The following is a 24,243-nucleotide window of genomic DNA, read 5'->3' on the forward strand; positions in this document are numbered from 1 at the left end:
GCATATTTTCCAGTGTTCATCACCTGCGTTGCACGGTATTAAGTCACTGGCAGTTAACCTATTCCTGGGGGATAAATGAGCGCGGGAAGCCCTAAATTTACCGTCAATCGTGTTGTGGCATTATCACTGGTTTCACTTTGGCTGGCCGGCTGTTCTTCTTCAAATAATGCGCCAGCGCCAGTGAGCTCCGTGAACAGCGGAGGCACCAGCAGCACCAACTCCGGCATGCTGATTACGCCGCCGCCAAAAATGGGCAGCACGGCGCAGTCAACGCCTCAGATTCAGCCGGTACAGCCGGTGCAGACCCAGCCCGTTCAAACCCAGCCTCGCGTGTCTCAGCCCGTTGCCGAGCAGCCGGTGCAGATGCAGAACGGCCATATCGTCTACAACCGTAAATACGGCGATATTCCAAAAGGCAGCTACACCGGTGGCAGCACCTATACGGTCAAACACGGCGACACGCTGTTCTACATTGCCTGGGTGACCGGCAACGACTTCCGTGACCTGGCGCAGCGTAATAACGTGGCGGCCCCGTACGCGTTGAACGTGGGTCAGGTACTGCAGGTCGGCAACGCTTCCGGCCAACCGATTACCGGCAATAACCCGGTCGCTGTGGCCAGCGCGCAGGCCAGCGGTGGAAATACCGGATTAGTCTCAAAACCTGCACAAAAATCAACCGCGGTTGTTGCGTCGACTCCGACAATTACGTATTCTGAGGATTCAGGTGAACAAAGTGCTAACAAAATGTTGCCTAACAACAAGCCTGCGACGACTGTCACAGCGCCTGTAACGGCACCGACTGCGAGCACGACCGTACCGACTGCCAGCAGTACTTCAACCAGTTCGCCAATTTCTTCATGGCGCTGGCCGACTGACGGCAAGATCATCGAAAACTTTAGCGGCACCGACGGTGGCAATAAAGGCATCGATATTGCGGGCAGTAAAGGACAGGCAATCGTCGCAACCGCCGATGGGCGCGTCGTCTATGCCGGTAACGCACTGCGCGGTTACGGTAATCTTATTATCATCAAACACAACGATGATTACCTGAGTGCCTACGCTCATAACGATACAATGCTGGTCCGGGAACAACAGGACGTCAAGGCGGGGCAGAAAATCGCTACCATGGGTAGCACCGGAACCAGTTCAACACGTTTGCATTTTGAAATTCGTTACAAGGGGAAATCCGTCAACCCGCTGCAGTACTTACCGCAGCGATAAGTCGGCAAAGTCCTTCACATGAACGCTTTCAGGCGGCATCGGCAGCCGCAGAGGTCGCCTGAAGAGTGACATGATAAGGTGCATTGCCTGGGGATCACGGGTAGGAGCCACCTTAAAATGAGTCAGAATACGCTGAAAGTTCATGATTTAAATGAAGACGCGGAATTTGATGAGAATGGAGTAGAGGCGTTCGATGAGAAGGCCTTAAATGAAGAGGAACCCAGTGACAACGAACTCGCAGAAGAAGAGCTCTTATCGCAGGGTGCTACTCAACGTGTACTCGATGCGACCCAGCTGTACTTAGGCGAGATCGGCTATTCTCCGTTATTGACCGCTGAAGAAGAAGTCTATTTTGCACGCCGTGCTCTGCGTGGCGATGTGGCCTCACGCCGTCGGATGATTGAAAGCAACCTCCGTCTGGTGGTGAAAATTGCCCGCCGTTATGGCAATCGTGGTCTGGCGCTGCTGGATCTGATCGAAGAGGGCAACCTGGGGCTGATTCGTGCCGTAGAGAAGTTTGACCCGGAGCGTGGGTTCCGTTTCTCAACCTATGCCACCTGGTGGATTCGTCAGACGATTGAACGGGCTATCATGAACCAAACCCGTACCATCCGTCTGCCTATCCATATCGTTAAAGAGCTGAACGTCTATCTGCGTACTGCGCGCGAGCTGTCCCATAAATTGGACCATGAACCGAGCGCAGAAGAGATAGCTGAACAGCTGGATAAGCCGGTTGATGACGTTAGCCGTATGCTGCGTCTCAATGAACGCATCACCTCAGTTGATACCCCTCTGGGGGGCGATTCTGAGAAAGCGCTGCTGGATATCCTGGCCGATGAAAATGAAAACGGTCCGGAAGACACCACGCAGGACGATGACATGAAGCAAAGCATCGTGAAATGGCTGTTCGAACTGAACGCCAAACAACGAGAAGTGCTGGCGCGTCGTTTTGGTCTGTTGGGGTATGAAGCAGCGACGCTGGAAGATGTCGGCCGCGAGATTGGCCTGACCCGCGAACGCGTGCGTCAGATTCAGGTTGAAGGTCTGCGCCGTCTGCGTGAAATCCTGCAGACGCAGGGGCTGAATATCGAAGCGCTGTTCCGCGAATAAGCCTGTTTTATTCAAAGAGGTCAGTCGAGAGACTGGCCTTTTTCTTTGCCATTTTTCCGCGCTAGTCCATCATTTTACGAATCAACTGCGTAAACTGCTGCTGCTCTTCGGCGGTTAAGCGCTGTAAAAATTCATTATCGACACGATTCCCCACCGGCTGACTGGCCGCCAGCAGCGCTTCACCTTCCGGCGTTAAAAAGACGAACCGACGGCGCTTATCGTCGGGATCGTGCTCGCGTTTGACCCATCCGCGCGTTTCCATCCTGCTCAACATCTCAGCCAGCGTGGCTTTCGTGCTGACAGCCACGCTGGTCAACGCCACCTGCTCAATACCGGGGCATTCGGCAATGGAGCGCATCACCGCGTATTGCGGTTTCGTCAGCTCGGGCAGCTCTTGCTGCCAGCGTGATGTATGTTGCTGAAAAAGATGGCGAAGCAGGTGAAAGGCTTCATTTTTAATTTCCACGAACGCTCTCCGACGATAACCCTGCGACTATGATAGCCGCTCACGAGTCATTGAACAAAAAATGCGAACGACCTTGCCAGATACCGTCGACAGGAGTAGGTTAAGTACATTGTTCGTACACGAACGAATTTGAGGTGAACGATGAGACTGATTATTGGCATGACCGGCGCAACCGGCGCACCGTTGGGCGTTGCGCTTCTGCAGGCGCTGCGCGACATGCCGGAGGTGGAAACGCATCTGGTGATGTCGAAATGGGCCAAAACCACCATCGAACTGGAAACCCCGTGGACTGTGCGCGAAGTGGCGGCAATGGCCGACTTCAGCCATAGCCCGGCCGATCAGGCTGCGACCATCTCTTCCGGCTCATTCCAGACCGACGGCATGATTGTGATCCCCTGCAGTATGAAAACGCTTGCCGGTATTCGCGCGGGATATGCCGATGGTCTCGTTGGCCGTGCGGCCGACGTCGTATTGAAAGAAGGGCGCAAGCTGGTGCTGGTGCCGCGCGAAATGCCGCTTAGCACCATTCATCTGGAAAACATGCTGGCGCTCTCGCGCATGGGCGTTGCCATGGTGCCACCTATGCCGGCGTTTTATAACCATCCGGAAACGGTGGACGACATCGTGCAGCACGTGGTGACCCGCGTGCTCGATCAGTTCGGCCTCAAACATGATAAGGCGCGCCGCTGGCAGGGGCTGTCGACGGCGACACCACTTTCACAGGAGAATGCATAATGGCTTTTGATGATTTACGCGGGTTCTTGCAGGCGCTGGAGGACCAGGGTCAGCTGCTCAAAATAAGCGAAGAGGTTAACGCCGAGCCGGATCTGGCGGCGGCGGCCAATGCGACCGGGCGCATTGGCGACGGCGCACCTGCGCTGTGGTTTGACAATATTCGCGGCTTTACCGATGCGCGTGTGGTGATGAACACGATTGGCTCATGGCAGAACCATGCCATCTCGATGGGATTGCCAATCAACACGCCGGTTAAAAAGCAGATTGATGAATTTATTCGCCGCTGGGACAACTTCCCGATTGCCCCGGAACGCCGTGCTAACCCGGCATGGGCGGAAAACACCGTCGACGGTGACGACATTAACCTGTTCGACATCCTACCGCTGTTCCGCCTGAATGACGGCGACGGGGGCTTCTACCTCGACAAAGCGTGCGTTGTCTCGCGTGACCCGCTGGACCCGGATAACTTCGGCAAGCAGAACGTCGGTATTTACCGTATGGAAGTGAAGGGCAAGCGCAAGCTTGGCCTGCAGCCGGTGCCGATGCACGACATTGCGCTGCACCTGCATAAAGCGGAAGAGCGCGGTGAGGATTTACCGATCGCCATTACCCTGGGCAACGACCCGATCATCACCCTGATGGGCGCCACGCCGCTGAAGTACGATCAGTCCGAATATGAAATGGCCGGCGCGCTGCGTGAAAGCCCGTACCCCATTGCCACCGCGCCGCTGACCGGTTTCGACGTACCGTGGGGCTCGGAAGTGATTATCGAAGGGGTAATAGAAGGCCGTAAGCGTGAAATTGAAGGTCCGTTCGGTGAATTCACCGGTCACTACTCCGGCGGTCGCAACATGACCGTGGTGCGCATCGACAAAGTTTCCTATCGTACAAAACCGATTTTTGAATCGCTCTACCTCGGCATGCCGTGGACCGAAATCGATTACCTGATGGGGCCGGCGACCTGCGTGCCGCTGTACCAGCAGCTGAAGGCTGAATTCCCGGAAGTGCAGGCGGTGAATGCGATGTACACCCACGGCCTGCTGGCGATTATCTCCACTAAAAAACGCTACGGCGGCTTCGCCCGCGCGGTCGGGCTGCGTGCAATGACGACGCCGCACGGCCTGGGGTACGTGAAGATGGTGATTATGGTTGACGAAGACGTTGACCCGTTCAACCTGCCGCAGGTGATGTGGGCGCTCTCCTCGAAGGTCAATCCGGCGGGCGATCTGGTGCAACTGCCGAACATGTCGGTACTGGAACTCGATCCGGGATCAAGCCCGGCGGGAATTACCGACAAACTGATTATCGACGCGACGACCCCGGTTGCGCCGGACAACCGCGGTCACTACAGCCAGCCCGTACAGGATCTGCCTGAAACGAAAGCATGGGCTGAAAAACTGACAGCTATGTTGGCTAACCGCAAGTAAGGAGAAAATGATGATTTGCCCACGTTGCGCCGATGAACATATTGAAATCATGGCAAAATCGCCGGTCAAAGATGTCTGGACCGTATACCAGTGCCAGCACTGTCTGTACACCTGGCGAGATACCGAGCCGCTACGCCGCACCCATCGCGAACATTACCCGGAAGCGTTCCGCATGACGCAGAAGGATATCGACGACGCGCCGATGGTGCCGAGCATTCCGCCGCTGCTGGCGGAAGATAAGCGCTGATAAACGGGTCGGCAAACTGTCGGTAGGCCTGATAAGTGAAGCGCCATCAGGCCATCCCGCTCTCTCTAAAGCTCGGACTCTCCGGGCTTTTTTATTTTGCGAGCAGCCTCGTAGCAACGGACTGAATTTATTCGCGATGCGGCAAGCGGACATAGAATAGCGGCGGGTGCTTGAGGCTTTGTGGGCTTTGAGCATTTTCAGGGTTCCAGAAAGACGAAAGCCCCAGACGATATTTCTATCAACCTGAGGCTAGCGACTGAACCCGAACAGTTCAGATGTTAGCCTCTTCTTTGCAGGGAGGCAAGATATGCTGACGAAGTTGTCAACGCAAAGCAGAAGTGTCACCATCGGTGCGAAACAGAGATGTCATGCTTTGGTTCAGAGAATGCGTTTGACCGCCTCGCTATATACTTCCGAGCGTTCTCTTTTCCCAACAGAAATCACGAAAACGACAACTTTCTCGTCTATAACCTGGTATACAAGGCGATAGCCTGAAGACCGGAGCTTAATCTTGTAACAATCAGGCATACCACGGAGCTTGTTTGCTTCAATCCGGGGTGACTCAAGTACTTCAACCAGCTTCTTTTTCAACTGTTCACGTACCGTCGAGCCCAGCTTTCGCCATTCCTTTAGTGCCCGCTCGTCAAAATCCAGAAAATACGCCATCAGAGTTCATCCAGCGTCACACGTACTGGCTTAGGATTACGAAGTCGTTCTTTCACTATCTCCACAAGTTCAGCATCTTCATCACTCAGGAGTGTCTGTTTGAACGGCAAGCGTTCATTGTCAGCGATATACTCGAGCATGAGACGAAGCGCTTCAGAAGGAGTTACGCCCATTTTTTCAAGCGCGGCGTAAGAACGCGCTTTAAGTTCATCGTCAATACGTAGGTTAATGCTACCCATGTCTTACACCCCTTGTAATTACAAATGTCATTACAAGTATCGCACTACAACATGCTTAGGGCAAGTCACGAAGTAAGTCAGAAAGTAGTCGTAAGAACGGTGATCACTGTCCGCTTTGTGCCAGAAGCGGACTTTTTAAAAATATTGCGTGCCCAACAATTGGGCGCAGGTCACATCAAGTACCCTCAGAATTATAGAGAATACCTGAAATTTTTGTAGAGCGAGGTTTGTTACCCTGCCCGACCAGCGACATGTGGTTAGTTTAGTGATCAGAAATGTCGAGCGTTTGGTCGTTCATTGACGCGGGATCTTCCAACGGTTCCACATGAGTGGTGATATGGATAAAAGGCAGTGCGGTGCGGATATCATTCTCTATACGCTCGGCCCAGTCGTGCCCATATTGAACAGTCCATCGCCCAGGAACTAGGATGTGCATTGTCATAAACGCCCGCCCGCCAGCCTGGCGTGTACGTAGTGCATGGAAATCAAGCCCCTGTTCACGATATCCTGCCAGCAGTGACTCGATTTTTTTGAGTTCTTCCGTGGGTAGCGATACGTCCATCAGACCTGCAGCTGAACGACTCATAAGCTGATAACCAGTCTAAACGATGTTGGCTGCGACCAGCAATGCAACGATCGGATCGACCCAAAACCAGCCGGTCAGATAAACCAGTCCGACACCAAAAATGACACCGACCGACGTCCAGACATCGGTCAGCAGGTGATGAGCATCTGCCTCAAGAGTGATAGAGTTGTGCTGCCTGCCAGCCCTTAACAAAATGCGAGCCGTCACAAAATTAAGGATTGATGCGACTGTTGAAACCAGTAATCCGAGACCAATCTCCTCAAGCGGCTGTGGAGTTAACATCCGCTCAACTGCGGTATAGGCGATACTGGCTGCCGCCAATAGGATCAGAAATCCTTCGAAAGCACTCGAGAAATATTCGGCTTTGCCGTGCCCATATGCATGGTTCTCATCGGCCGGAAGCGCAGCCAAGGTCAGCATCCAGAGCGCCATTAGGGCTCCTGCGAGGTTAACTACGGATTCGATGGCATCAGATAGCAGACCGACCGAACCGGTCATTTTCCACGCCACACCTTTGAGTCCGATAGTGGCAATAGCCGTGGCAATGGAAAGCCAAGCGTAGTGCGTCAGCGGACGAGGTAACCCTTTTGTTTTAGTCATTATTAACTTCCTAAAATAGGACGACTAACTCACATTTCTATCCATGATAGATAATTAAACAATCATTTCGCCATGAATATTTTTTCGTTTTTATTAAATTTAATTAAAAAGTCTCTGCAAGTGCTGTTTCATCTTCTAGTAAACTAAATTTTATTTTTAGGGTTTTCTTCAACTTGAAGTAATATTATCTCACAACAGATTAGTCACTTAGGTTAACTGAGCGGCTTTTATATTTTTCAATTAAAATATGCAAAACTCCCATTGCACCATGTGCATAAAAATAGACCTCAATGAAAGTAGTAAAGAACTTATGCCAGTGGATTACTGTTTCAGCCAGATTTGACTGCATGGTATTCAACAAGAACCATAGGCCACCTGAAAGTGCTACAATTAGCAATGCTAGAACTCCAAATCCTTGGATTGTACTGGCAATACCTCCCGAATGTGCATCGGGCAGTCGGAAACTAGTCAACGTTTTTATATCTTGCTTAATACCACTAAAGTCAAGCCCTACCCATGAAAAATAATAAGTAAAACCTCTTTGAGTAAGCATCCAACTTAACATAATAAAACCACAAATAATCAGTCCTAACCCTGAAATAATGTGCATCCAGGTTATAACTCCTTCAAGACTATGTTCACCAATTGCTTCGGTCTCTGTCAGATTAGAGTTAATAATTTGTGATAATATTAGAAATGCCACAATGATGTGAAGAATACGAAAAAAAGGAGCGTAATCATGGGGTAATAGATTCCAGAGTCGCAATTTCATTAATGAGTCCTTAGTAAATTTATCGATGATCTTAATCATACAAAAGAATTATTAGGATAACCTTAATTCTTAAAATTGCAGCAGGCATTAGTTCACCTCTGATATGGCCACTTGCGAAATGGGAATGGTAACTGTTATTACTATGTGTTTACTTGCTGTTCTTGTTACGCAGCCCCTTAAACACATTACTTTCAAATATGATTTCCTGCTGGGTTTAAATATGTGTCTTTCTATAGTGCGGCAACCTATTTTTACACCAACTCATGAATTAAATAAGAATCATAAATTAAATGAGAGGTTTAATTCTCTTGCTTAACGCGATGATATTAAATGGAAATTTTAATTTTTGTAATTTATTAAACAGTTAGAATGAGACATGGTAAATACGATCTTCCTTTAGATAATTCTGATAGCACTTTTTCTACTGGGCAGTCTGCAATGTCCGCTTCTCGCTCTTAGCGGACATTAGCATAGGCTATTTACCATAACGCCGCATTACGCGTACCGCTCAGACGGCCTGAGCGCGTTTCTGACGTGTCCCCGTTAAAAACAGTAACAAACCACCCGAAAATGCACGCCAGAAACGCTACGTAAGAATCTATCCTATGACTGGATATGCACTCAACTGAATAACGCCTGGTTTCAGTCCATTTTATCGGGATCAGCCTTCTTTCTGGGTAATTTAGGGGGCTTCACTTGCTGATTACTTTGCGTGCGGCGCGTGAGCCAAGGATGGTCAGCTTTAGGTTTTACGTAGAATTTTGAGCGTAAATCAAAACGGGCATTATCCACACGTTCATGGACACTTTTTTCATCATCCAGTGGTATAGGCTCCGGGCCATCAACATATTTTTCCCATCCCAACGCTTTCCCATCATACAGAACCTTAATTTCACCGTTAAAGCTTTCGCATACCGTGACAACCGAATGCCGAAGTCGATATCCCCGGCCTTCACTGCGAATCTGAAACGCACTGCTTTTGTACTGGAAAGTGAGATTTTTGGAGAGAACGCGCTTCGCCTGGAGGCTGAAGATATAACCCAGTTCCTCTTCAGAATGGTGTACATCAAGATGGGCGTTATCAGCAATACGAGGCGGCGTAGCAAACCGGTTGTTATAGGCTTCAATAAAGGTCGGCAACCATGCGTTTGCTGTTTCAATATCACTGATACCCTGAAGCCGCATTTCTTTGACCAGCCTGTCCTGCAGTGTCTGATTGGCACGCTCTACCCGCCCTTTTGCCTGCGGGCTGTTGGCATGGATTGGCTCGATGCCCAGTGTCTTTATCGCACGTGTGAACTGAGTCAACTCTCCTTCCCGCTCCGGGTTATTTACTCTGAATATACTGTGTCTGTCAGAATAGAGAGCCAGTGGTACGCCATGATCATTAAGGTAACCCCGGAGGGTTTCCATGTAAGCCCGGGTTGTTTCTGCAGGAGCGAATCGTAGCGCCATCAGAGCGCTGGTAGCATCATCGATAAAGACTATCAGTGTGCATTTGGGGCCCCGACCTTCAAACCAGTCATGAGGCGAGCCATCAATCTGGATGAGTTCACCGTAGGATGGGCGCCGCATCCGGCGCTGATAAATTCGGGCAAACTTACGACGACGTTCGCGCCATATACCCTCCTCTACCATCCACTTCCTGAGAGTTTCAATGGATAAACACAAGCCGTGTATCTCGCGCAATTTTTCGCACGCAAGCGTAGGTCCAAAATCAGCGTAGCGGCCTTTGAGGAGTGAAATTACTGTTGCTCTGAATTCGGTAGAAAAGGAATTATTGGGACGCTTTCCACGTCGGCGGGAAACTAGACCAGAAGGCCCTTCATTTCTATACCGTTGCACCAGACGTTTAACCTGCCGAATAGAAATGCCAATGCGTGCCGCAGCTTGTTCCTGAGTAATATGGCGATTAAGTGACTCCTGAATAATGTGAAGTCGGTCGAGTTCCTTATGACTCATCGTAACAGTCTCTTTGATCATGAAAAATCCCCCAGAGAATTGTCTGGGGACATTTTAGAATGGTTCAAAGGGGACATTACAGCTTGGTGTTAACAGATATGCTGACGAAGTATGCCCTGGTGGCAATCATCGTGCTGTGTGCCACAGCACTAGGGTTCACGCTAATGGTGCGCGATTCGCTGTGTGAGTTGAGTATCCGGGAGCGTGGTATGGAGTTTAAAGCTATTCTCGCTTACGAACCGAAGAAGTAGCGACGACGCGGGGGCAACCCCGCGTATTGACTGCCCGGGTTTACCCTCCAGCACCCATTTATTTCCACCTGCCGGGCTACAGGCGTAGCCCGGCCGCGCGCTGCGGCATCGGGAACGATTTACACCATGCCTTTCAACCGATAAATCCACTCCAGCGCCTGACGTGGGGTTAACGCATCCGGATCCAGACCTTCCAGCGCTTCTACCGCCGGCGACACCTCTTCTGGTACCGACAGCAGCGACATCTGCGTACCATCAACCTGGGTCGCAGCCGCATTTGGCGAGAGGCTTTCCAGCTCGCGCAGCTTCTGCCGCGCGCGCTTAATCACGTCTTTCGGCACGCCAGCCAACTGGGCGACCGCCAGCCCGTAGCTTTTACTCGCCGCACCGTCCTGCACGCTATGCATAAAGGCAATCGTGTCGCCGTGCTCAAGCGCATCGAGGTGCACGTTAGCTACGCCTTCCATTTTTTCCGGCAGTTGGGTCAGCTCAAAGTAATGGGTGGCAAACAGCGTTAACGCTTTGATTTTATTTGCCAGACTCTCGGCGCAGGCCCACGCCAGCGACAGGCCGTCATAGGTTGAGGTTCCGCGGCCAATTTCGTCCATCAGGACCAGGCTGTGCTCGGTGGCGTTATGCAGAATGTTGGCCGTTTCAGTCATCTCGACCATAAAGGTCGAGCGGCCGGATGCCAGATCGTCCGCCGCGCCCACGCGGGTGAAAATACGATCGATGGGGCCAATTTCGACGCTTTGCGCCGGCACGTAGCTGCCGATATAGGCCAGCAGCGCAATCAGCGCCGTTTGCCGCATATAGGTACTTTTACCGCCCATATTGGGGCCGGTGATGATTAACATCCGGCGCTGTGGCGACAGGTTTAGCGGGTTGGCAATAAACGGCTCGTTAAGCACCTGTTCCACTACCGGATGGCGGCCTTCGGTAATGCGAATGCCGGGCCTGTCGGTAAAGGTAGGGCAGGTGTAGTTCAGCGTATATGCGCGCTCGGCGAGGTTGATGAGCACGTCCAGCTCGGCTAACGCGCTAGCACTCTGCTGAAGATCGGCCAGATGCGGCAGCAGCAGCTCAAACAGCTCGTCATACAGCTGTTTTTCCAGCGCCAGCGCCTTGCCTTTTGAGGTCAGCACTTTGTCCTCGTACTCTTTCAGCTCGGGGATAATATAGCGCTCGGCGTTTTTCAGCGTCTGGCGGCGTACGTAGTTGATGGGCGCCAGATGGCTTTGGCCGCGGCTGATCTGAATGTAATAGCCGTGGACGGCGTTATAGCCCACCTTCAGCGTGTCCAGCCCGGTACGTTCACGCTCGCGAATTTCCAGACGGTCAAGGTAGTCGGTCGCGCCATCGGCCAGCGCGCGCCACTCGTCCAGCTCGGCGTGATAGCCGGGGGCAATAACCCCGCCGTCGCGGACCAGCACCGGCGGCGCATCAACGATCGCCCGCTCCAGCAGCTCGCGCAGTTCGCTAAATTCACCCATTTTTTCACGCAGCATCTGCACCGGCGCGCTGTCGACGCTAGCCAACTGAGCGCGCAGCTCTGGCAACTGCTGAAAAGCATGGCGCATACGGGCAAGGTCGCGCGGGCGCGCGGTACGCAGCGCCAGACGGGCGAGAATACGTTCCAGATCGCCTACCTGGCGCAGCACCGGCTGCAGCTCGGCGGTGGCATCCTGCAGGGCGCCGATGGTTTGTTGACGCTCGGTAAGGATTTTTGTGTCGCGTACTGGCATATGCAGCCAGCGTTTGAGCATGCGGCTGCCCATTGGGGTTACCGTGCAGTCCAGCACGGCTGCCAGCGTATTTTCTACGCCCCCGGCCAGGTTCTGGGTAATTTCCAGATTCCGGCGGGTGGCGGCGTCCATAATAATGCTGTCCTGCTGGCGGTCCATGGTGATGGATCGAATGTGCGGTAGCGAGGTGCGCTGGGTATCTTTTACGTACTGCAACAGACAGCCAGCGGCGCACAGACCCCGGGGGGCGCCTTCGACGCCAAAGCCAACCAGATCGCGAGTGCCAAACTGCATATTCAGCTGCTGGCGCGCGGTGTCGATTTCAAATTCCCACAGCGGGCGGCGGCGCAGGCCGCGACGGCCTTCAATCAGCGACATCTCGGCGAAGTCTTCGGCATACAGCAGCTCGGCGGGATTGGTACGCTGCAGCTCTGCCGCCATGGTTTCGCGGTCGGTGGGTTCGCTCAGGCGGAAACGCCCGGAGCTGATGTCCAGCGTCGCGTAGCCGTAGCCTTTGTTATCCTGCCAGATAGCCGCCAGCAGATTGTCCTGACGCTCCTGCAACAGCGCTTCATCGCTGATGGTGCCGGGGGTTACGATACGCACCACTTTACGTTCAACCGGCCCTTTGCTGGTGGCCGGGTCGCCAATTTGTTCACAAATCGCGACCGACTCCCCCTGATTCACCAGCTTGGCGAGGTAGTTTTCTACCGCGTGATGCGGAATACCCGCCATTGGAATCGACTCCCCGGCGGAGGCGCCGCGCTTGGTCAGCGAGATGTCCAGCAGCTGCGATGCGCGCTTTGCGTCATCGTAGAACAGTTCATAGAAGTCGCCCATGCGGTAGAACAGCAGAATTTCCGGGTGCTGTGCTTTTAGCTTCAGATACTGCTGCATCATTGGTGTGTGGTCTGATAGATCCTTGTCAATAGACTCATTCATATTGATTTTACTCGTTTTTTAAGTCTTTTGGGTACTCAGGTGACCCCATGTGAAACCCTTTAAAACCCATGTGAATCGTTAAATTTGTATACCAGAAGTATTCTAGCTACTATCTGGTATACACACTTGAACTGCTGGTATACATCGATGAAAATGACACTCAATCAGTCGATTATAATCAATAAGTTATCTATCGACGTCAAACCAGGTCTCGATCAAGATGGGCGAGTAGTGTACTTACCCAACATAGATAGAAAACCTTATCTTATCACTGACAGCCATCGTGATTCACCAGTCGGTTTCGGTGTCAAAATCAGTGCAACGAAAAAGACCTATATCGTTCAGCGACGAGTGTCTTCTCCTGGCAATCGCCCTAAGACAGGGGGGAAATCTCCATCGGAGGTTATCAGGTCTACAATTGGCAATGTCTCTGATTTCGCTAACATCGATCAAGCCCGCGAGGTTGCTCGCAATTTAGTTCAAACCATGAAGTTGACCAAAAGGAACCCTAACAAGATAAAACGGGAGTCCGATGCTTCTGAGCTCACTATCAGTGAAGTGTTTGCTCAATATCGTCAACACCTTCTTGGCAGGTCTAAACCAGCTAAACCCAACACACTTAATGTCCTGAACAAAGCAGAAAACAGGCTTTCTGAATGGTCAGGGCTTCGAGTGAAGGATTTAACCGGTAATGAAATTCTTCGTAAGTTTGATGAAATCGCAAGTAGAGCAAGAACCGCTGCTGAACAAACCTTCCGTTGGGCCAATGTTGCTGTCAGACATGCAATCGAAATTGAAGCCAGCAATGCCCAGACACAACAACGACAACCTTCATTGTCATATAACCCTTTTTCCATTTTAAAAGTGCAGAAGAAGTTCAGGACTCGTTCTGAACTGGAAGATAGCTATCGTGCGAAAGGTGTAAGAAACCCACTTTCTCCAAAAGACACCTTAGGTAGGTTTTTGACTGCATTGCATAACAAGAGAAGCTTCAACCGCCTTGGGTGCGATTATCTGCTACTCACCGTTCTCTTAGGTGCTCGTAAGGAAGAAACAGCATCTTTATGTTGGAGGGAAGCTCTCACCAATGAAGAAGCAAAAACGACAAGCTATGTTGACCTGAGTAACAGAACTATCCGTTTTTACGACACTAAGAATCGAAACGATCACGAGCTTCCGATTTGTGATGCCGTCAAAAGAATTTTGGAAGATAGAAGAGACATAGTAAACGATACGGTAACCCGGAAGGACAAACAGAAGTGGGTTTTCCCGGCCCGTTCTTCTCGAAGTAAAGTTGGTCACTATTCCGATAGCAAAAGTCTAAGGGAATATATCTGCCAAGAGGCGGGAATCCTGAAGCTTGGTATGCACGATCTACGAAGGACATTTGGTAGGGTTGCTGAAGAACTTGTTTCATATGCCGTCGTTAAGAGACTGCTCAATCACAGAAATACAACAGATCCAACAGAAAGGTATGCAGAACCTGATCAAGAACGGATTTTTGAAGCATTACAAAGGATTGAGTTGCATATGCTTATGACTGCTCCTAAATTATACAATGTGTTACTTGCTTCGGCTAAGTATCCCCCCTTAAACGAAACTTGTTAGTTAATACTGTTGCATTGTAAATATATTACCACGAAATAATTACAAGCTGAAACTAATGAAAGTGTTTGTTAGCCATTTAACAATAGGGAGTGTGTATGTGGGCTGACGTAGAATCCAACATTGATTACTTAAATTTTGGCGAAGTTTCAAGTCTCGCAGTAGATATATTGAAGTCTGAAAATATGTTGCCAGTGTCTATTGGAATATTTGGTAACTGGGGGGCTGGAAAATCATCATTACTTAAAATTATAGAAAAACAGATAAATCAAGAAGATGGTAAAGATATCTTAGTTGTAAATTTCGATGCTTGGCTGTATCAAGGCTATGATGACGCAAGGGCTGCATTACTGGAAGTTATTGCAACAAAACTTAACGAAGCAGCCCAAGGAAATCCAAACCTTGTAGAGAAGACATTCAGTTTATTTAACCGAGTAGATAAAGTGAGGGCATTAGGTTACACCCTTGAAGGAATTGCATTAGCTATGGGGATTCCTACTGGGGGAATGGTTTCTAAGGGGGTTGGGGCAATTAAAAATATTTTTAGTAACGGTGTTAATGAAAATACATACCAAGAAGCCATTAGTACAGGTAAGGAGGTTGCAAATAGTGGGTTAATTAAAGATAAAGAAGCATTGACCCCACCACAGCAAATAAATTTATTTAGAGATGAATATAGTGGTATTTTAAAAGAGTTAGGGAAGAATTTAATTGTTTTTATAGATAACCTAGATCGTTGTTTACCACAAAATGCTATACAAACATTAGAAGCAATACGATTATTTTTATTCCTACCAAATACGGCATTTGTGATTGCTGCTGATGAAGACATGATAAGAACATCCGTATCAGAGTATTTCAAAGGAACATCAGCAAGACATCATATTGATTATTTGGATAAACTAATACAAGTCCCTATCCGAGTCCCAAGAACAGGCCTTTTAGAAATAAGATCGTATCTTTTCATGCTTCATGCAGTAAATGCAGGGGTAGATAGTAATTTGGTAGAAAAGCTAAGGATAGCATTGGAAAAATCTTTACAGGAATCATGGCATAAAGATCCTATGAAGAAAGAAGATGCAATAAAAATATTAGAAGGAGAGAATAATTTAGAATTAGCAAGGGCATATGATCAAGTAGACCGGTTGGCACCTATATTTGCTACCTCACCAATAATACATGGCAATCCAAGAATAGTTAAGAGATTACTAAATATTGTAAAAATGAGATCAAACATTGCTAGAAGAAGAAGTATTTCATTAGATGAGAATGTCATTACGAAGTTAGTAATCTTTGAAAGATGTGCAGGAGAGACTGCTGCCAATGATTTATATTCAATGATAGATACTAATAAAGGCTACAAGGAATTATTTAGTGAAATAGAAAGCACGAAACCAAAGAATTTGCCTGATTCTGTACCAGAATCTTGGACGAAAGATGATGCAACCAGTGATTTTATTTTAAAGTGGTTTGATCTCGAACCAAAACTGAGTGATAAGGATTTACGAGCGTCAATATATTTATCACGCGAAACAATGCCAGCAGCCCATTATGTAATAGGTTTGTCTCCAAAAGCAAGAGATGCGTTAAGTGTATTGATTACTACGACAAGGAAAAGTTCTCAAGCTGCTGTAACTGCATTACGGGATATATCTCAAGATGAATTTGTTCCAGTTATGGAAAGTTTGATTGAACACCTTCGAACTATAACTGAATGGAGCAAACAACCTGCTGGTTTTGCTGGGGCTGTATTAGTTGCAGATAAGCATATCGAAGCAGGGAAAGTCTTTAAAAGATTTATAAGTGGTATAAACGATAATCCGCATTGGATGAATGCTCTTATAAAAGAAAAAAAATGGTTTAAATAAGGAGAAGATATGGGAACGTCACAGTCAAGTAAAGGACCTAAAAATGGGAATCCACTTGTTCCACCTTGGGCAGATCAAGCAAAAAATGGAGGAAATAAAAATCTAAGCGGTTTTAGAACTCTTTTTGGTAGATTTGCTCGAAGCCGAGATATCTCTTCACTAAAAGGTGCTCTTGGACGCTATTCTCGACAAGTAACAGGTGGAGGAGATTCAGCTAACGAACGACTTGGTAATATTGTTAGTGCTGGTGGTGGCTTATTTGAATTACTGAATGATGGGGTTGTAAACGATCAGAACAGTAATCCTATTATTGACCTAAGTAGCCTTAATGGGCTCTCATGTGAAGACGCAATTGCAAGAATATCCCAAGCCCTTTCTGATGGCAGTGAGGATGCTGATAAAATTCAAACTGCAATGAATGATGCTTTAGTTGAAGCTTTAGATGGAAAGACCACGTTTAACCCACAAGATATTACAGACGATGTTCTTATTGAAACGATGATTTGCTATTTAACTGATAGTATTTTTATTCAAGTTACAATGGACGCAGGAAAATCTTGGAATAATGCACAGTCAGCGAAAGAATTGCAGAGAGCAGAAAATGAATTGCATGAGTATATTAGTGCAATAGTTGATAACCATATGGAACCCAAAATAAGTAAAAACATTAGATCGTTTTCAAAATCAGATATAATTAAAATTCAAAAAGATGTTATTACTGAAGTTTGGGATGAATGGAAGGGGTATAGCGAATGAATATTTATATAGACCATGATTATAGTCGGTTGCCTGCATCGAATGATTCTACGATTTCAGTTCAAATTTATTCGAGAGATGGAGTCGTTGCCAAAAATGGAATAAAGCCTCGAAATGATATTGCAACAATAGGAAAGCCTGTATATGACGCAATTAAAAGATTAGGAGTTCAAATATCAGACGAGGTAATGGATTTCCTGACAATATCAATGGCTGTGACAGCCGCTGACACCTTTATAGTTCGTGATGATTGTTTTGATGGTTGGACACGGGATATAAACGTATCTGTTAGGGTCATAAATCCAACTATCTGGATAAAGAATAAAGCATATATTGAAAAAGCATTACAGTTTTTAAGTGGAGATGTCTGGAAATTCGATTTTAAAAAAGATGGAATGAAACCTCCTGTTCCATTTAAACCAGTCAATGGGCGTAGATTAATAAATTTAGATGGATTAGATTGTATTTCTCTGTTTTCTGGTGGGTTAGACAGTGCAATCGGTGTTATTGATATTTTAACAACAGGTGAGAAACCGTTATTAATAAGTCATTCATACAAAGGAGATAAGGCAAAACAGGAACAAATATCAAAAAGGATCAAAGGTAAGGGGGATTTCTCAAGGCTTTGCACCAGTGCAAATCCTATAGGAAGGGGAATGCAAAGAGATATTACGATGAGAACACGTAGCTTGAATTTCTTAGCATTTGCTGCTGTTGGTGCAGATGCTGTGATGAAAGCTAATAATAAAAATAATATATCTATATATGTACCTGAGAATGGTTTTATCTCATTGAATGCACCATTGACAAATCGAAGAATTGGCTCTCTTAGCACAAGAACTACTCATCCATATTTTATCGAAATGATACAAACTATTTTTGATAACGTTGGTTTTAAGATGAAGTTTACTAACCCGTACCAATTCAAAACAAAAGGACAAATGGTTAGTGAATGCAAAGATAAGAATATACTCGCTGATATCGTTGATTCTACAGTTTCGTGCAGTCATTGGAAAAGAAAGCATCAGCAATGTGGCTACTGTGTGCCTTGCATGATTAGACGAGCCTCCCTATTAAGAGGGGGAGTAAAAGAATCAATAACATATCATCAAGCTTCATATGCTAATTTACTGAATTTTGTTAAAAATAAACAAGATGGAAGAGATGATATCTTTTCAGTGATAATGGCTATTGAAAATGCTAAAAAAAGTAATTTGAAGGCGTGGGTATTGAAATCTGGAAAGCTTAAAGAGCAGGATATTGGCAAGTATGAAAATGTATTCATTGAAGGATTACAAGAAGTAGAAGCTTTCTTGAAGAAGGAAAAATTAGTTTGAAGTTTGATATGCATTGTCATTTGGATCTATACAAAGATCCAAAGGATATTATTTATCAATGTGATAAGAAAGGACTATATGTTCTTTCTGTCACGACTACACCAAATGCGTATATTGGTAGCAATAGGCTTGTTTCTGGCTGTAAAAGAATAAAAACTGCTTTAGGACTACATCCTGAGTTGGCACACTTGCGGCACGAAGAGTTAGCTATCTTTGATATTTTGCTACCCCAAGTAAAGTATGTTGGCGAGATAGGACTTGATGGTGGACAAGATTATAAAAAACATGCTGAGATCCAACTGAAAGTTTTTAGACATATTTTAAGAAAGGTTCATCATCGGGGCGGGAAGATTATGTCAATACATTCACGAGGTAGTGCAGATAAAGTTGTGGATGAATTGAAGGGGATTGATGGAGTTCCAATATTTCATTGGTTTACTGGCACAAAAGCTGAGCTGGATAAAGCCATAGATATTGGGGCCTGGTTCTCAGTTGGTCCTGCAATGTTAAACTCAAAAAAAGGAAAAGAGATAATAGGATTAATACCAAAAGATAGATTATTAACAGAGACAGATGCACCTTTCGCAAAATTCAGCGGAAAAAATCTATTCCCTTGGGATGTTGATAAAGCCATTAGAGGTATATCCGAAATATGGGGGTGTGATTCAGAAACTGTTGAGTATAAATTAGAAGAGAATTTTAGGCGAATTCTTTCTATCGGTGAGCGATGATTTATCTAAGCAGACTGGATGATTAGTTTTAAATACACTCTATCTTTATCGGGAGAAATGAAATATGAAGATCATTGAGACACTGAGAGAATTATCGGAAGTCTGGAAGCTATTCGGTGATATGCCTGACGATACGACACTGAATGTTGAATTAACGGCCCTTTACCTGGGAATCAGTGTTAAGACCTTAGCAAGATATCGCCAAAATGGTGATGGACCACCTTACATTCAATATCCAACAGGTAACAGTAAGGCTCGAAATCAGCGAGTAAATTATTTGCTGGGTGATTTAAGGATTTGGAGGAATGGGAATAAAGTAGTAAGTACGATGAAAGCGGCGCAAGTTCGTGGATTGGCATTCAATTCACTGATCGACTTCACGATCCCGCAACCATTCTGGCAAATTAATAATTCTGCTGAGTTACAGAATCGAAATAAAATTTTATCACATGCACTTAGAACACCAGACGAACGATTTAAACTTTATTTAAATGAAGAACGAGTACACATTGTTTGGGTGTCAATAGAAGAAGCTTTATCCTGGGATTGGACGGATTTGAATGAACGACAAGTATTCAATGATTCTTTCGTTGAGTTGCTGAATAACCTGATCCAGCTTTCGAACTCAGCACAAGAACTTCTTGAAATAAATCATATTTTCAAGAAATAATTAGTTTTTGTTTAAATAGTTGATTGTGATTGTCAGTTATTACTTAATTATTAAAGGGAATTTGATAAACCAATTTTAAAATAAATTACAATATCAGTAATTCAGGAGATGCAAGAAATAAACTGGTTTACTAATGATGTTTTACACTGTTCTAAAGTACTGGCTTATTATATGATTTTATTGAGGGTTTGCTGACTCACTGGTAAATGTATTTGTAGCCTTATACAACCGCACATAGCAGAGGAATGACTAAATTCGTAAACTGAAAGGTGTAGAAGGAATCATATAATCGTTATGACTACTATGAAGAACGTACAGGAGAATTTAGAAAATTAAGAAATAGAATTTAAAGGTGCTTGTCTTTTTGAAATGCAAATCATCGAAATATAAATTAAATTTGACAAGGGAAATTAAATGTGAATATATTTTATTAAAAAGGAGATATAAAATGAAAAAAATCGCACTATTAATATTCATTATAATAAATATTATTTCTGTACTTCATTTGTTAAGTGAAGGTTCCTTATATGTAACTGACTTTCAGGGGGTATTATCCTCACTGATACTTGCGTTTTCAGCAGCTTATTTCCCAATAATTGTTTTTATAAGCATTGATGACCACGAGCAAAAAAAAGCCTGAACATATATAAATACATTCAGGCATAAGTCCGTTATTTTTTTGAATCTATGTGTGTGGAATGTTCTGATTTATAAGAAAATACCGCATCACAAAAAGAGATACAGCACTTAGTTGCTACAGCAATTGCTATAAAATATGCATATCCTGCAATTAGATATGAATTAAAGAGAACAGTTAGAGTTGACACAGGAATATCCAACGCAAGTCTTAGCAAAAAAACAGAAGCAGCAATAGATGTAGGTATATAAATGATAAAATCTACGACAGCCTTTAAAGATTTGCTATATTTCGGATAAACAAAATGCGTTAATACCAATGAAAATATTAAAGGCAAGAATATTAATATGTAACCAAAAAAATTAGCCTGTAATCTATACCCAATTAACAGAAGGATAATAGAACAAAATAAAATTAACCAACAAGTTCTTTTTTTATCGTTATTGGAAAATTTTTCCATACATAGATTCCTTATCATTTGAATGTTAGAAAATGAGAACCACAGCTTTTTGAGTCTCGGTACTAAGTCTAAGCAATGCGAACAGTAAAGAAAACATTATAAAACAATACCAAACATGATGTTACAATACTGATCCTACCATAAATTATAGGCTATTAACCTTTCCTAAATCCATGTTCAATAGACGAAGAGATGAAAACTGTTGTTGAGTTTAGAGTTAAAGATCAAACTTCAAGTCTACATTCTTCTTAGCAAACAAAAAATTATTAGAAAATTCATGGACGAGTCTATTTGTGATTTTTATTTTTTCAGGATCGTAGATGTCTACAATCTCAAATTGTATTCTTGCCCCCTCTGTCAGGATAGTTGTCACCCCCATCGAAAATACTAATGACAAGATGGGAACAGATCGTGAAACGAATTTCACCAGAACGTAAATCGGCTGCACTGGCTAAATTACTACCGCCTTACAACATGACCGTCACCGCAGTTGCGCAGATGGAAGGGATATCGGAAGCTACCCTTTATTACTGGCGTAACAAGGCGAAAGCAGAGGGAATACCGGTGCCGGGTGCAAACAAAACTACAGACCAATGGTCAGCCGAAGCCCGGCTGGCTGTGATTATCGAAACAGCTACACTCAGCGAAACAGAACTCGCGCAATACTGCCGTAAAAAAGGGCTTTACCTGGAACAGATTAGTCAGTGGAAACAAGGCTTTTTGCAGGTGTCTTCGCCCACTGACAAAGCGGCGCTCAAACAAAGCCAGAAAGAAGTTAAACAACTAAAACGCGAACTGCTTCGTAAGGAAAAGGCGCTGGCGGAGGCGGCAGCGATACTGGTGCTGCGAAAGCAGTTGCGGGATTTTTACGGGGAAACCGACGAGGACGACTGACGCCCGGAACAGAGCGGCAGGCACTTATCGGTTACGTGCGGGACGCGATGGCGTCAGGAGCTCGGCTGTCAATAGCGCTGACGGAAGCGGGATTAAGTGAACGGACGTGGCGACGCTGGCAAACGTCGTGGGAAGACAAGCGTGTCAGCACGGTCAGGCCCTCCCCGGTGAACCAGTTAAGTGAGCAAGAAGAGCAACAGATACTGGCAGTGTGCCATCAGCCAGACTACGCCAGCCTCCCCCCGTCACAAATCGTACCGGCGTTGGCGGATAAGGGGATTTATCTGGCAAGCGAGTCAACCTTTTACCGGGTACTGCGTCGTCATGGAGAGGTGCATCGCCGGGGACGGCAACGGGCAGCGCAGAAAGTCACCCCGGCTACGAGTTGGCAGGCCAGCGGGCCGAATGAGGTGTGGACATGGGACATTACATGGGTTCCGTCAACCGTAAAGGGGCGCTGGTTTTACCTGTATCTGGTGGAAGACCTCTACAGCCGAAAAATCGTGGGATATGAAGTGCATGAAACTGAAAGTGGTGAGCAGGCGGCAGCCCTGATACAACGCACGGTCCTTCGGGAAGGATGCTGGCAAAACCCGCCGGTACTGCATGCGGACAACGGCGCGGCGATGAAGTCACAGACGTTGCAAATGAAGCTACACGAGCTGGCGATAACCCCCTCTCACAGCCGGCCGGGAGTGAGTAACGATAATGCGTATGTGGAGTCGCTGTTCCGGACACTGAAATATGTCCCGCAGTGGCCGTCATCAGGGTTCGGCAAGCTGGAGGAGGCGCGTGAATGGATAGAGGTTTTTGCTCAGTGGTATAACGAAATGCACAGACATAGCGGCATCAGGTATGTGACGCCGGGTCAGCGACATCGTGGAGAAGACGGTGTGTTGCTGAAAAATCGGGATGAGGTGTACAAAAAGGCAAAAGCGGAACGGCCTGAACGCTGGTCTGGCAGAACACGAAACTGGCATCCGGTAGGCAAGGTAATGCTGAATCCAGAACGGGAAAAACAGGCAGCCTAAATCAACCGGGGGTGCCAACTACCTTGACACTTACCGCTTGTCGGTGGGATTGCTTCTGTATTTTTATTCAAACTGAAGTTTACAAATAAACGAGGTGAAAGTGGCATCGCAGCAATAGAACCATCATTGTGATATATTGCAGGCGAATCTGATGTTATATAGTTAATTTTAGTATGATTTTTGTGTATTTTGATACTGAAGCATTCTTTCTCTATTTTAAGAGCAAATTGGAAAGACATTATATATAGCATACATTTAAGGAAGGTTTCCTTTTGACAATTATCTAATACTATTTCTACATTCCCTCGTACCAAAGTCAACTTCTCAATATTTTCTTGAGCCGCTGATATCATTTTTTTTGTTCTGAATAATTGCAGGCTGTAAAAAATCAAAAGATTTAAGTACATCTTGTCATTGATCGGTGTAATGATTTTAGACTCTTGTTCTTTTATCATTTCTTTTATTATTTCAGAAATAGCACCTTCAATATCAGAGTATTTATTTTCAAGGAAAACTTTATTCAATATATCGAGATTCCTTTTGGCGAACTTCATGAGTTCTTCGTCATCATTAACTACTAACCATCCTTTATTGATAACGGCATCAGCATCTTTTAACAATGCTAAATCATTGAATAAATTTTTAAGATATGGATTGGAATCAATGTCATCAGAGTATTTATATAACAACAGATCCCATACGACATCGTCCATCTTTATACCATAGAAAAGGTTTTCTTCAGCAATCTCTATGGTGTTTTTTTTGGGGTAAGACTTTTTAGATATATTATTCCGCACCAATATACCTTCTCGACCGAGCCAATGAGATAAGTAAAACTGCGGTACATAATGTTGTCTTTTTTTTAAATCAATATCTTTAAATTCCATCACTGTTCCTTTAGAAAAATGACATTTTTATAGGTCAACAAGTCTTTCCATAAGTTGCCTAAAATGAGCATTGATAAAATACGATACTACTGCAACAAACGATACTGTAATGAGAACTCTCATAATAGGTTATCAACGTTACTATATTACAGTGATTAACGTCTAGTTATGTTATGATTAAGAAGTAGATAGCACTTAACTTCATTCATTAATATATAATATATCATATGACTTAGAAAGCATACAAAGAAAATTAAACTATTATTAACAAATTAAGGTTCACCAAATTAGTAGCTAATAAAAATGTCAATTTTCATTTTGCACATTACAAAATGAATTACAATATCCTATTTTAATATTTAAAATCAATTGGTTACTATTTAAGGTAAATATAGGGG

At 45.7% G+C, this 24,243-nt stretch carries 22 protein-coding genes and 2 pseudogenes; 15 read left to right on the forward strand and 9 right to left on the reverse strand.

Annotated elements, in window-relative coordinates; all coding sequences use genetic code 11:
* Positions 1 to 75: 75 nt before the first annotated feature.
* Together nlpD and rpoS are read left to right on the forward strand one after the other, a co-directional pair.
* Positions 76 to 1,221 carry a murein hydrolase activator NlpD gene (gene nlpD, locus H7R56_RS05335; protein ID WP_106926078.1) on the forward strand — a complete coding sequence of 382 codons (1,146 nt, stop codon included), beginning with the start codon at positions 76 to 78 and terminating at the stop codon, positions 1,219 to 1,221.
* Positions 1,222 to 1,338: 117 nt separating this feature from the next.
* Positions 1,339 to 2,331, forward strand: coding sequence for an RNA polymerase sigma factor RpoS (rpoS, locus tag H7R56_RS05340; protein ID WP_106926080.1), 993 nt, complete (start codon positions 1,339 to 1,341; stop codon positions 2,329 to 2,331).
* Between the two features lie 61 nt (positions 2,332 to 2,392).
* On the opposite strand, the gene H7R56_RS05345 is transcribed toward rpoS, so the two are convergent.
* Positions 2,393 to 2,797 carry a MarR family winged helix-turn-helix transcriptional regulator gene (locus H7R56_RS05345; protein ID WP_106926082.1) on the reverse strand — a complete coding sequence of 135 codons (405 nt, stop codon included), beginning with the start codon at positions 2,795 to 2,797 and terminating at the stop codon, positions 2,393 to 2,395.
* A gap of 141 nt (positions 2,798 to 2,938) precedes the next feature.
* On the opposite strand from H7R56_RS05345, the gene H7R56_RS05350 reads away from it, so the two are divergent.
* Genes H7R56_RS05350 through H7R56_RS05360 form a run of 3 tightly spaced genes read left to right on the forward strand, consistent with a single transcriptional unit; the run spans position 2,939 to position 5,206 of the window.
* Positions 2,939 to 3,532, forward strand: a complete 594-nt coding sequence (locus H7R56_RS05350; RefSeq protein WP_106926084.1) for a non-oxidative hydroxyarylic acid decarboxylases subunit B — start codon at positions 2,939 to 2,941, stop codon at positions 3,530 to 3,532.
* Positions 3,532 to 4,959 (forward strand): non-oxidative hydroxyarylic acid decarboxylases subunit C, encoded by a 1,428-nt coding sequence (locus H7R56_RS05355; RefSeq protein ID WP_106926086.1) that lies wholly within the window; start codon positions 3,532 to 3,534, stop codon positions 4,957 to 4,959. Before H7R56_RS05350 ends, H7R56_RS05355 begins: the two co-directional genes overlap by 1 nt.
* A 10-nt stretch (positions 4,960 to 4,969) precedes the next feature.
* Entirely contained in the window at positions 4,970 to 5,206 is a 237-nt protein-coding gene (locus H7R56_RS05360) for a non-oxidative hydroxyarylic acid decarboxylases subunit D (RefSeq protein WP_106926088.1), read from the forward strand.
* 378 nt (positions 5,207 to 5,584) lie between these two features.
* Here H7R56_RS05360 and relE read toward each other — a convergent pair whose 3' ends face one another.
* Entirely contained in the window at positions 5,585 to 5,872 is a 288-nt protein-coding gene (gene relE, locus H7R56_RS05365; protein ID WP_000323025.1) for a type II toxin-antitoxin system mRNA interferase RelE, read from the reverse strand.
* The gene (gene relB / locus H7R56_RS05370; RefSeq protein ID WP_000534858.1) at positions 5,872 to 6,111 is read right to left on the reverse strand and encodes a type II toxin-antitoxin system antitoxin RelB; all 240 of its coding nucleotides are present in this window, start codon (positions 6,109 to 6,111) and stop codon (positions 5,872 to 5,874) included. The genes relE and relB overlap by 1 nt, the downstream gene beginning before the upstream one ends.
* 24 nt (positions 6,112 to 6,135) lie before the next feature.
* Between relB and H7R56_RS27610 the strand changes: the two are divergent.
* Positions 6,136 to 6,252, forward strand: a pseudogene (locus H7R56_RS27610) (hypothetical protein); the annotation flags it as partial.
* A gap of 121 nt (positions 6,253 to 6,373) precedes the next feature.
* Here H7R56_RS27610 and H7R56_RS28020 read toward each other — a convergent pair.
* The 3 genes and pseudogenes from H7R56_RS28020 to H7R56_RS05385 form a co-directional block, all read right to left on the reverse strand.
* Positions 6,374 to 7,297, reverse strand: a pseudogene (locus tag H7R56_RS28020) (cation diffusion facilitator family transporter).
* A gap of 199 nt (positions 7,298 to 7,496) precedes the next feature.
* Positions 7,497 to 8,069 carry a cytochrome b/b6 domain-containing protein gene (locus tag H7R56_RS05380; RefSeq protein ID WP_001515348.1) on the reverse strand — a complete coding sequence of 191 codons (573 nt, stop codon included), beginning with the start codon at positions 8,067 to 8,069 and terminating at the stop codon, positions 7,497 to 7,499.
* Positions 8,070 to 8,711: 642 nt separating this feature from the next.
* Complete coding sequence (locus H7R56_RS05385) at positions 8,712 to 10,052, reverse strand: ISNCY family transposase (protein ID WP_000589001.1); 1,341 nt, start codon at positions 10,050 to 10,052, stop codon at positions 8,712 to 8,714.
* A 77-nt stretch (positions 10,053 to 10,129) separates the two neighbouring features.
* Here H7R56_RS05385 and H7R56_RS05390 point away from each other — a divergent pair, with 77 nt between their 5' ends.
* The gene (locus H7R56_RS05390) at positions 10,130 to 10,282 is read left to right on the forward strand and encodes a Hok/Gef family protein (RefSeq protein WP_106926090.1); all 153 of its coding nucleotides are present in this window, start codon (positions 10,130 to 10,132) and stop codon (positions 10,280 to 10,282) included.
* A gap of 119 nt (positions 10,283 to 10,401) precedes the next feature.
* Here H7R56_RS05390 and mutS read toward each other — a convergent pair whose 3' ends face one another.
* Positions 10,402 to 12,969: a DNA mismatch repair protein MutS gene (mutS, locus tag H7R56_RS05395; RefSeq protein ID WP_182928540.1), complete on the reverse strand. Its 2,568-nt coding sequence runs from the start codon at positions 12,967 to 12,969 to the stop codon at positions 10,402 to 10,404.
* 147 nt (positions 12,970 to 13,116) lie between these two features.
* Here mutS and H7R56_RS05400 point away from each other — a divergent pair, with 147 nt between their 5' ends.
* The 7 genes from H7R56_RS05400 to H7R56_RS05430 all read left to right on the forward strand — a co-directional run bounded on the left by H7R56_RS05400 (position 13,117) and on the right by H7R56_RS05430 (position 20,576).
* Entirely contained in the window at positions 13,117 to 14,577 is a 1,461-nt protein-coding gene (locus tag H7R56_RS05400) for a tyrosine-type recombinase/integrase (protein ID WP_001547667.1), read from the forward strand.
* A 95-nt stretch (positions 14,578 to 14,672) separates the two neighbouring features.
* A complete protein-coding gene (locus H7R56_RS05405) occupies positions 14,673 to 16,442 on the forward strand; it encodes a KAP family P-loop NTPase fold protein (protein WP_001514497.1) in 1,770 nt (589 codons plus the stop codon).
* Between the two features lie 9 nt (positions 16,443 to 16,451).
* Entirely contained in the window at positions 16,452 to 17,198 is a 747-nt protein-coding gene (locus H7R56_RS05410; RefSeq protein WP_001514496.1) for a hypothetical protein, read from the forward strand.
* Positions 17,195 to 18,535, forward strand: a complete 1,341-nt coding sequence (qatC, locus tag H7R56_RS05415; RefSeq protein WP_001514495.1) for a Qat anti-phage system QueC-like protein QatC — start codon at positions 17,195 to 17,197, stop codon at positions 18,533 to 18,535. Before H7R56_RS05410 ends, qatC begins: the two co-directional genes overlap by 4 nt.
* Complete coding sequence (qatD, locus tag H7R56_RS05420) at positions 18,532 to 19,266, forward strand: Qat anti-phage system TatD family nuclease QatD (protein ID WP_001547666.1); 735 nt, start codon at positions 18,532 to 18,534, stop codon at positions 19,264 to 19,266. The genes qatC and qatD overlap by 4 nt, the downstream gene beginning before the upstream one ends.
* A gap of 64 nt (positions 19,267 to 19,330) precedes the next feature.
* Positions 19,331 to 19,936: a hypothetical protein gene (locus tag H7R56_RS05425; protein WP_001547665.1), complete on the forward strand. Its 606-nt coding sequence runs from the start codon at positions 19,331 to 19,333 to the stop codon at positions 19,934 to 19,936.
* A gap of 448 nt (positions 19,937 to 20,384) precedes the next feature.
* Positions 20,385 to 20,576: a hypothetical protein gene (locus H7R56_RS05430; protein WP_001514492.1), complete on the forward strand. Its 192-nt coding sequence runs from the start codon at positions 20,385 to 20,387 to the stop codon at positions 20,574 to 20,576.
* 31 nt (positions 20,577 to 20,607) lie between these two features.
* On the opposite strand, the gene H7R56_RS05435 is transcribed toward H7R56_RS05430, so the two are convergent.
* Positions 20,608 to 21,033, reverse strand: coding sequence for a hypothetical protein (locus H7R56_RS05435; RefSeq protein WP_001547663.1), 426 nt, complete (start codon positions 21,031 to 21,033; stop codon positions 20,608 to 20,610).
* A 411-nt stretch (positions 21,034 to 21,444) separates the two neighbouring features.
* On the opposite strand from H7R56_RS05435, the gene H7R56_RS05440 reads away from it, so the two are divergent.
* Positions 21,445 to 22,958, forward strand: a protein-coding gene (locus H7R56_RS05440; RefSeq protein ID WP_370673415.1) for an IS3 family transposase whose coding sequence is annotated in 2 segments (ribosomal slippage) — positions 21,445 to 21,895 and positions 21,895 to 22,958 — 1,515 coding nt in all. Because the reading frame shifts where the segments join, the coding sequence is not laid out codon by codon here.
* Here H7R56_RS05440 and H7R56_RS05445 read toward each other — a convergent pair.
* Positions 22,955 to 23,845, reverse strand: a complete 891-nt coding sequence (locus tag H7R56_RS05445; RefSeq protein ID WP_182928541.1) for a DUF4238 domain-containing protein — start codon at positions 23,843 to 23,845, stop codon at positions 22,955 to 22,957. The genes H7R56_RS05440 and H7R56_RS05445 overlap by 4 nt on opposite strands.
* Between the last annotated feature and the right edge of the window lie 398 nt (positions 23,846 to 24,243).

Source organism: Klebsiella sp. WP3-W18-ESBL-02 (assembly GCF_014168815.1).
Taxonomy (GTDB): domain Bacteria; phylum Pseudomonadota; class Gammaproteobacteria; order Enterobacterales; family Enterobacteriaceae; genus Kluyvera; species Kluyvera ascorbata_B.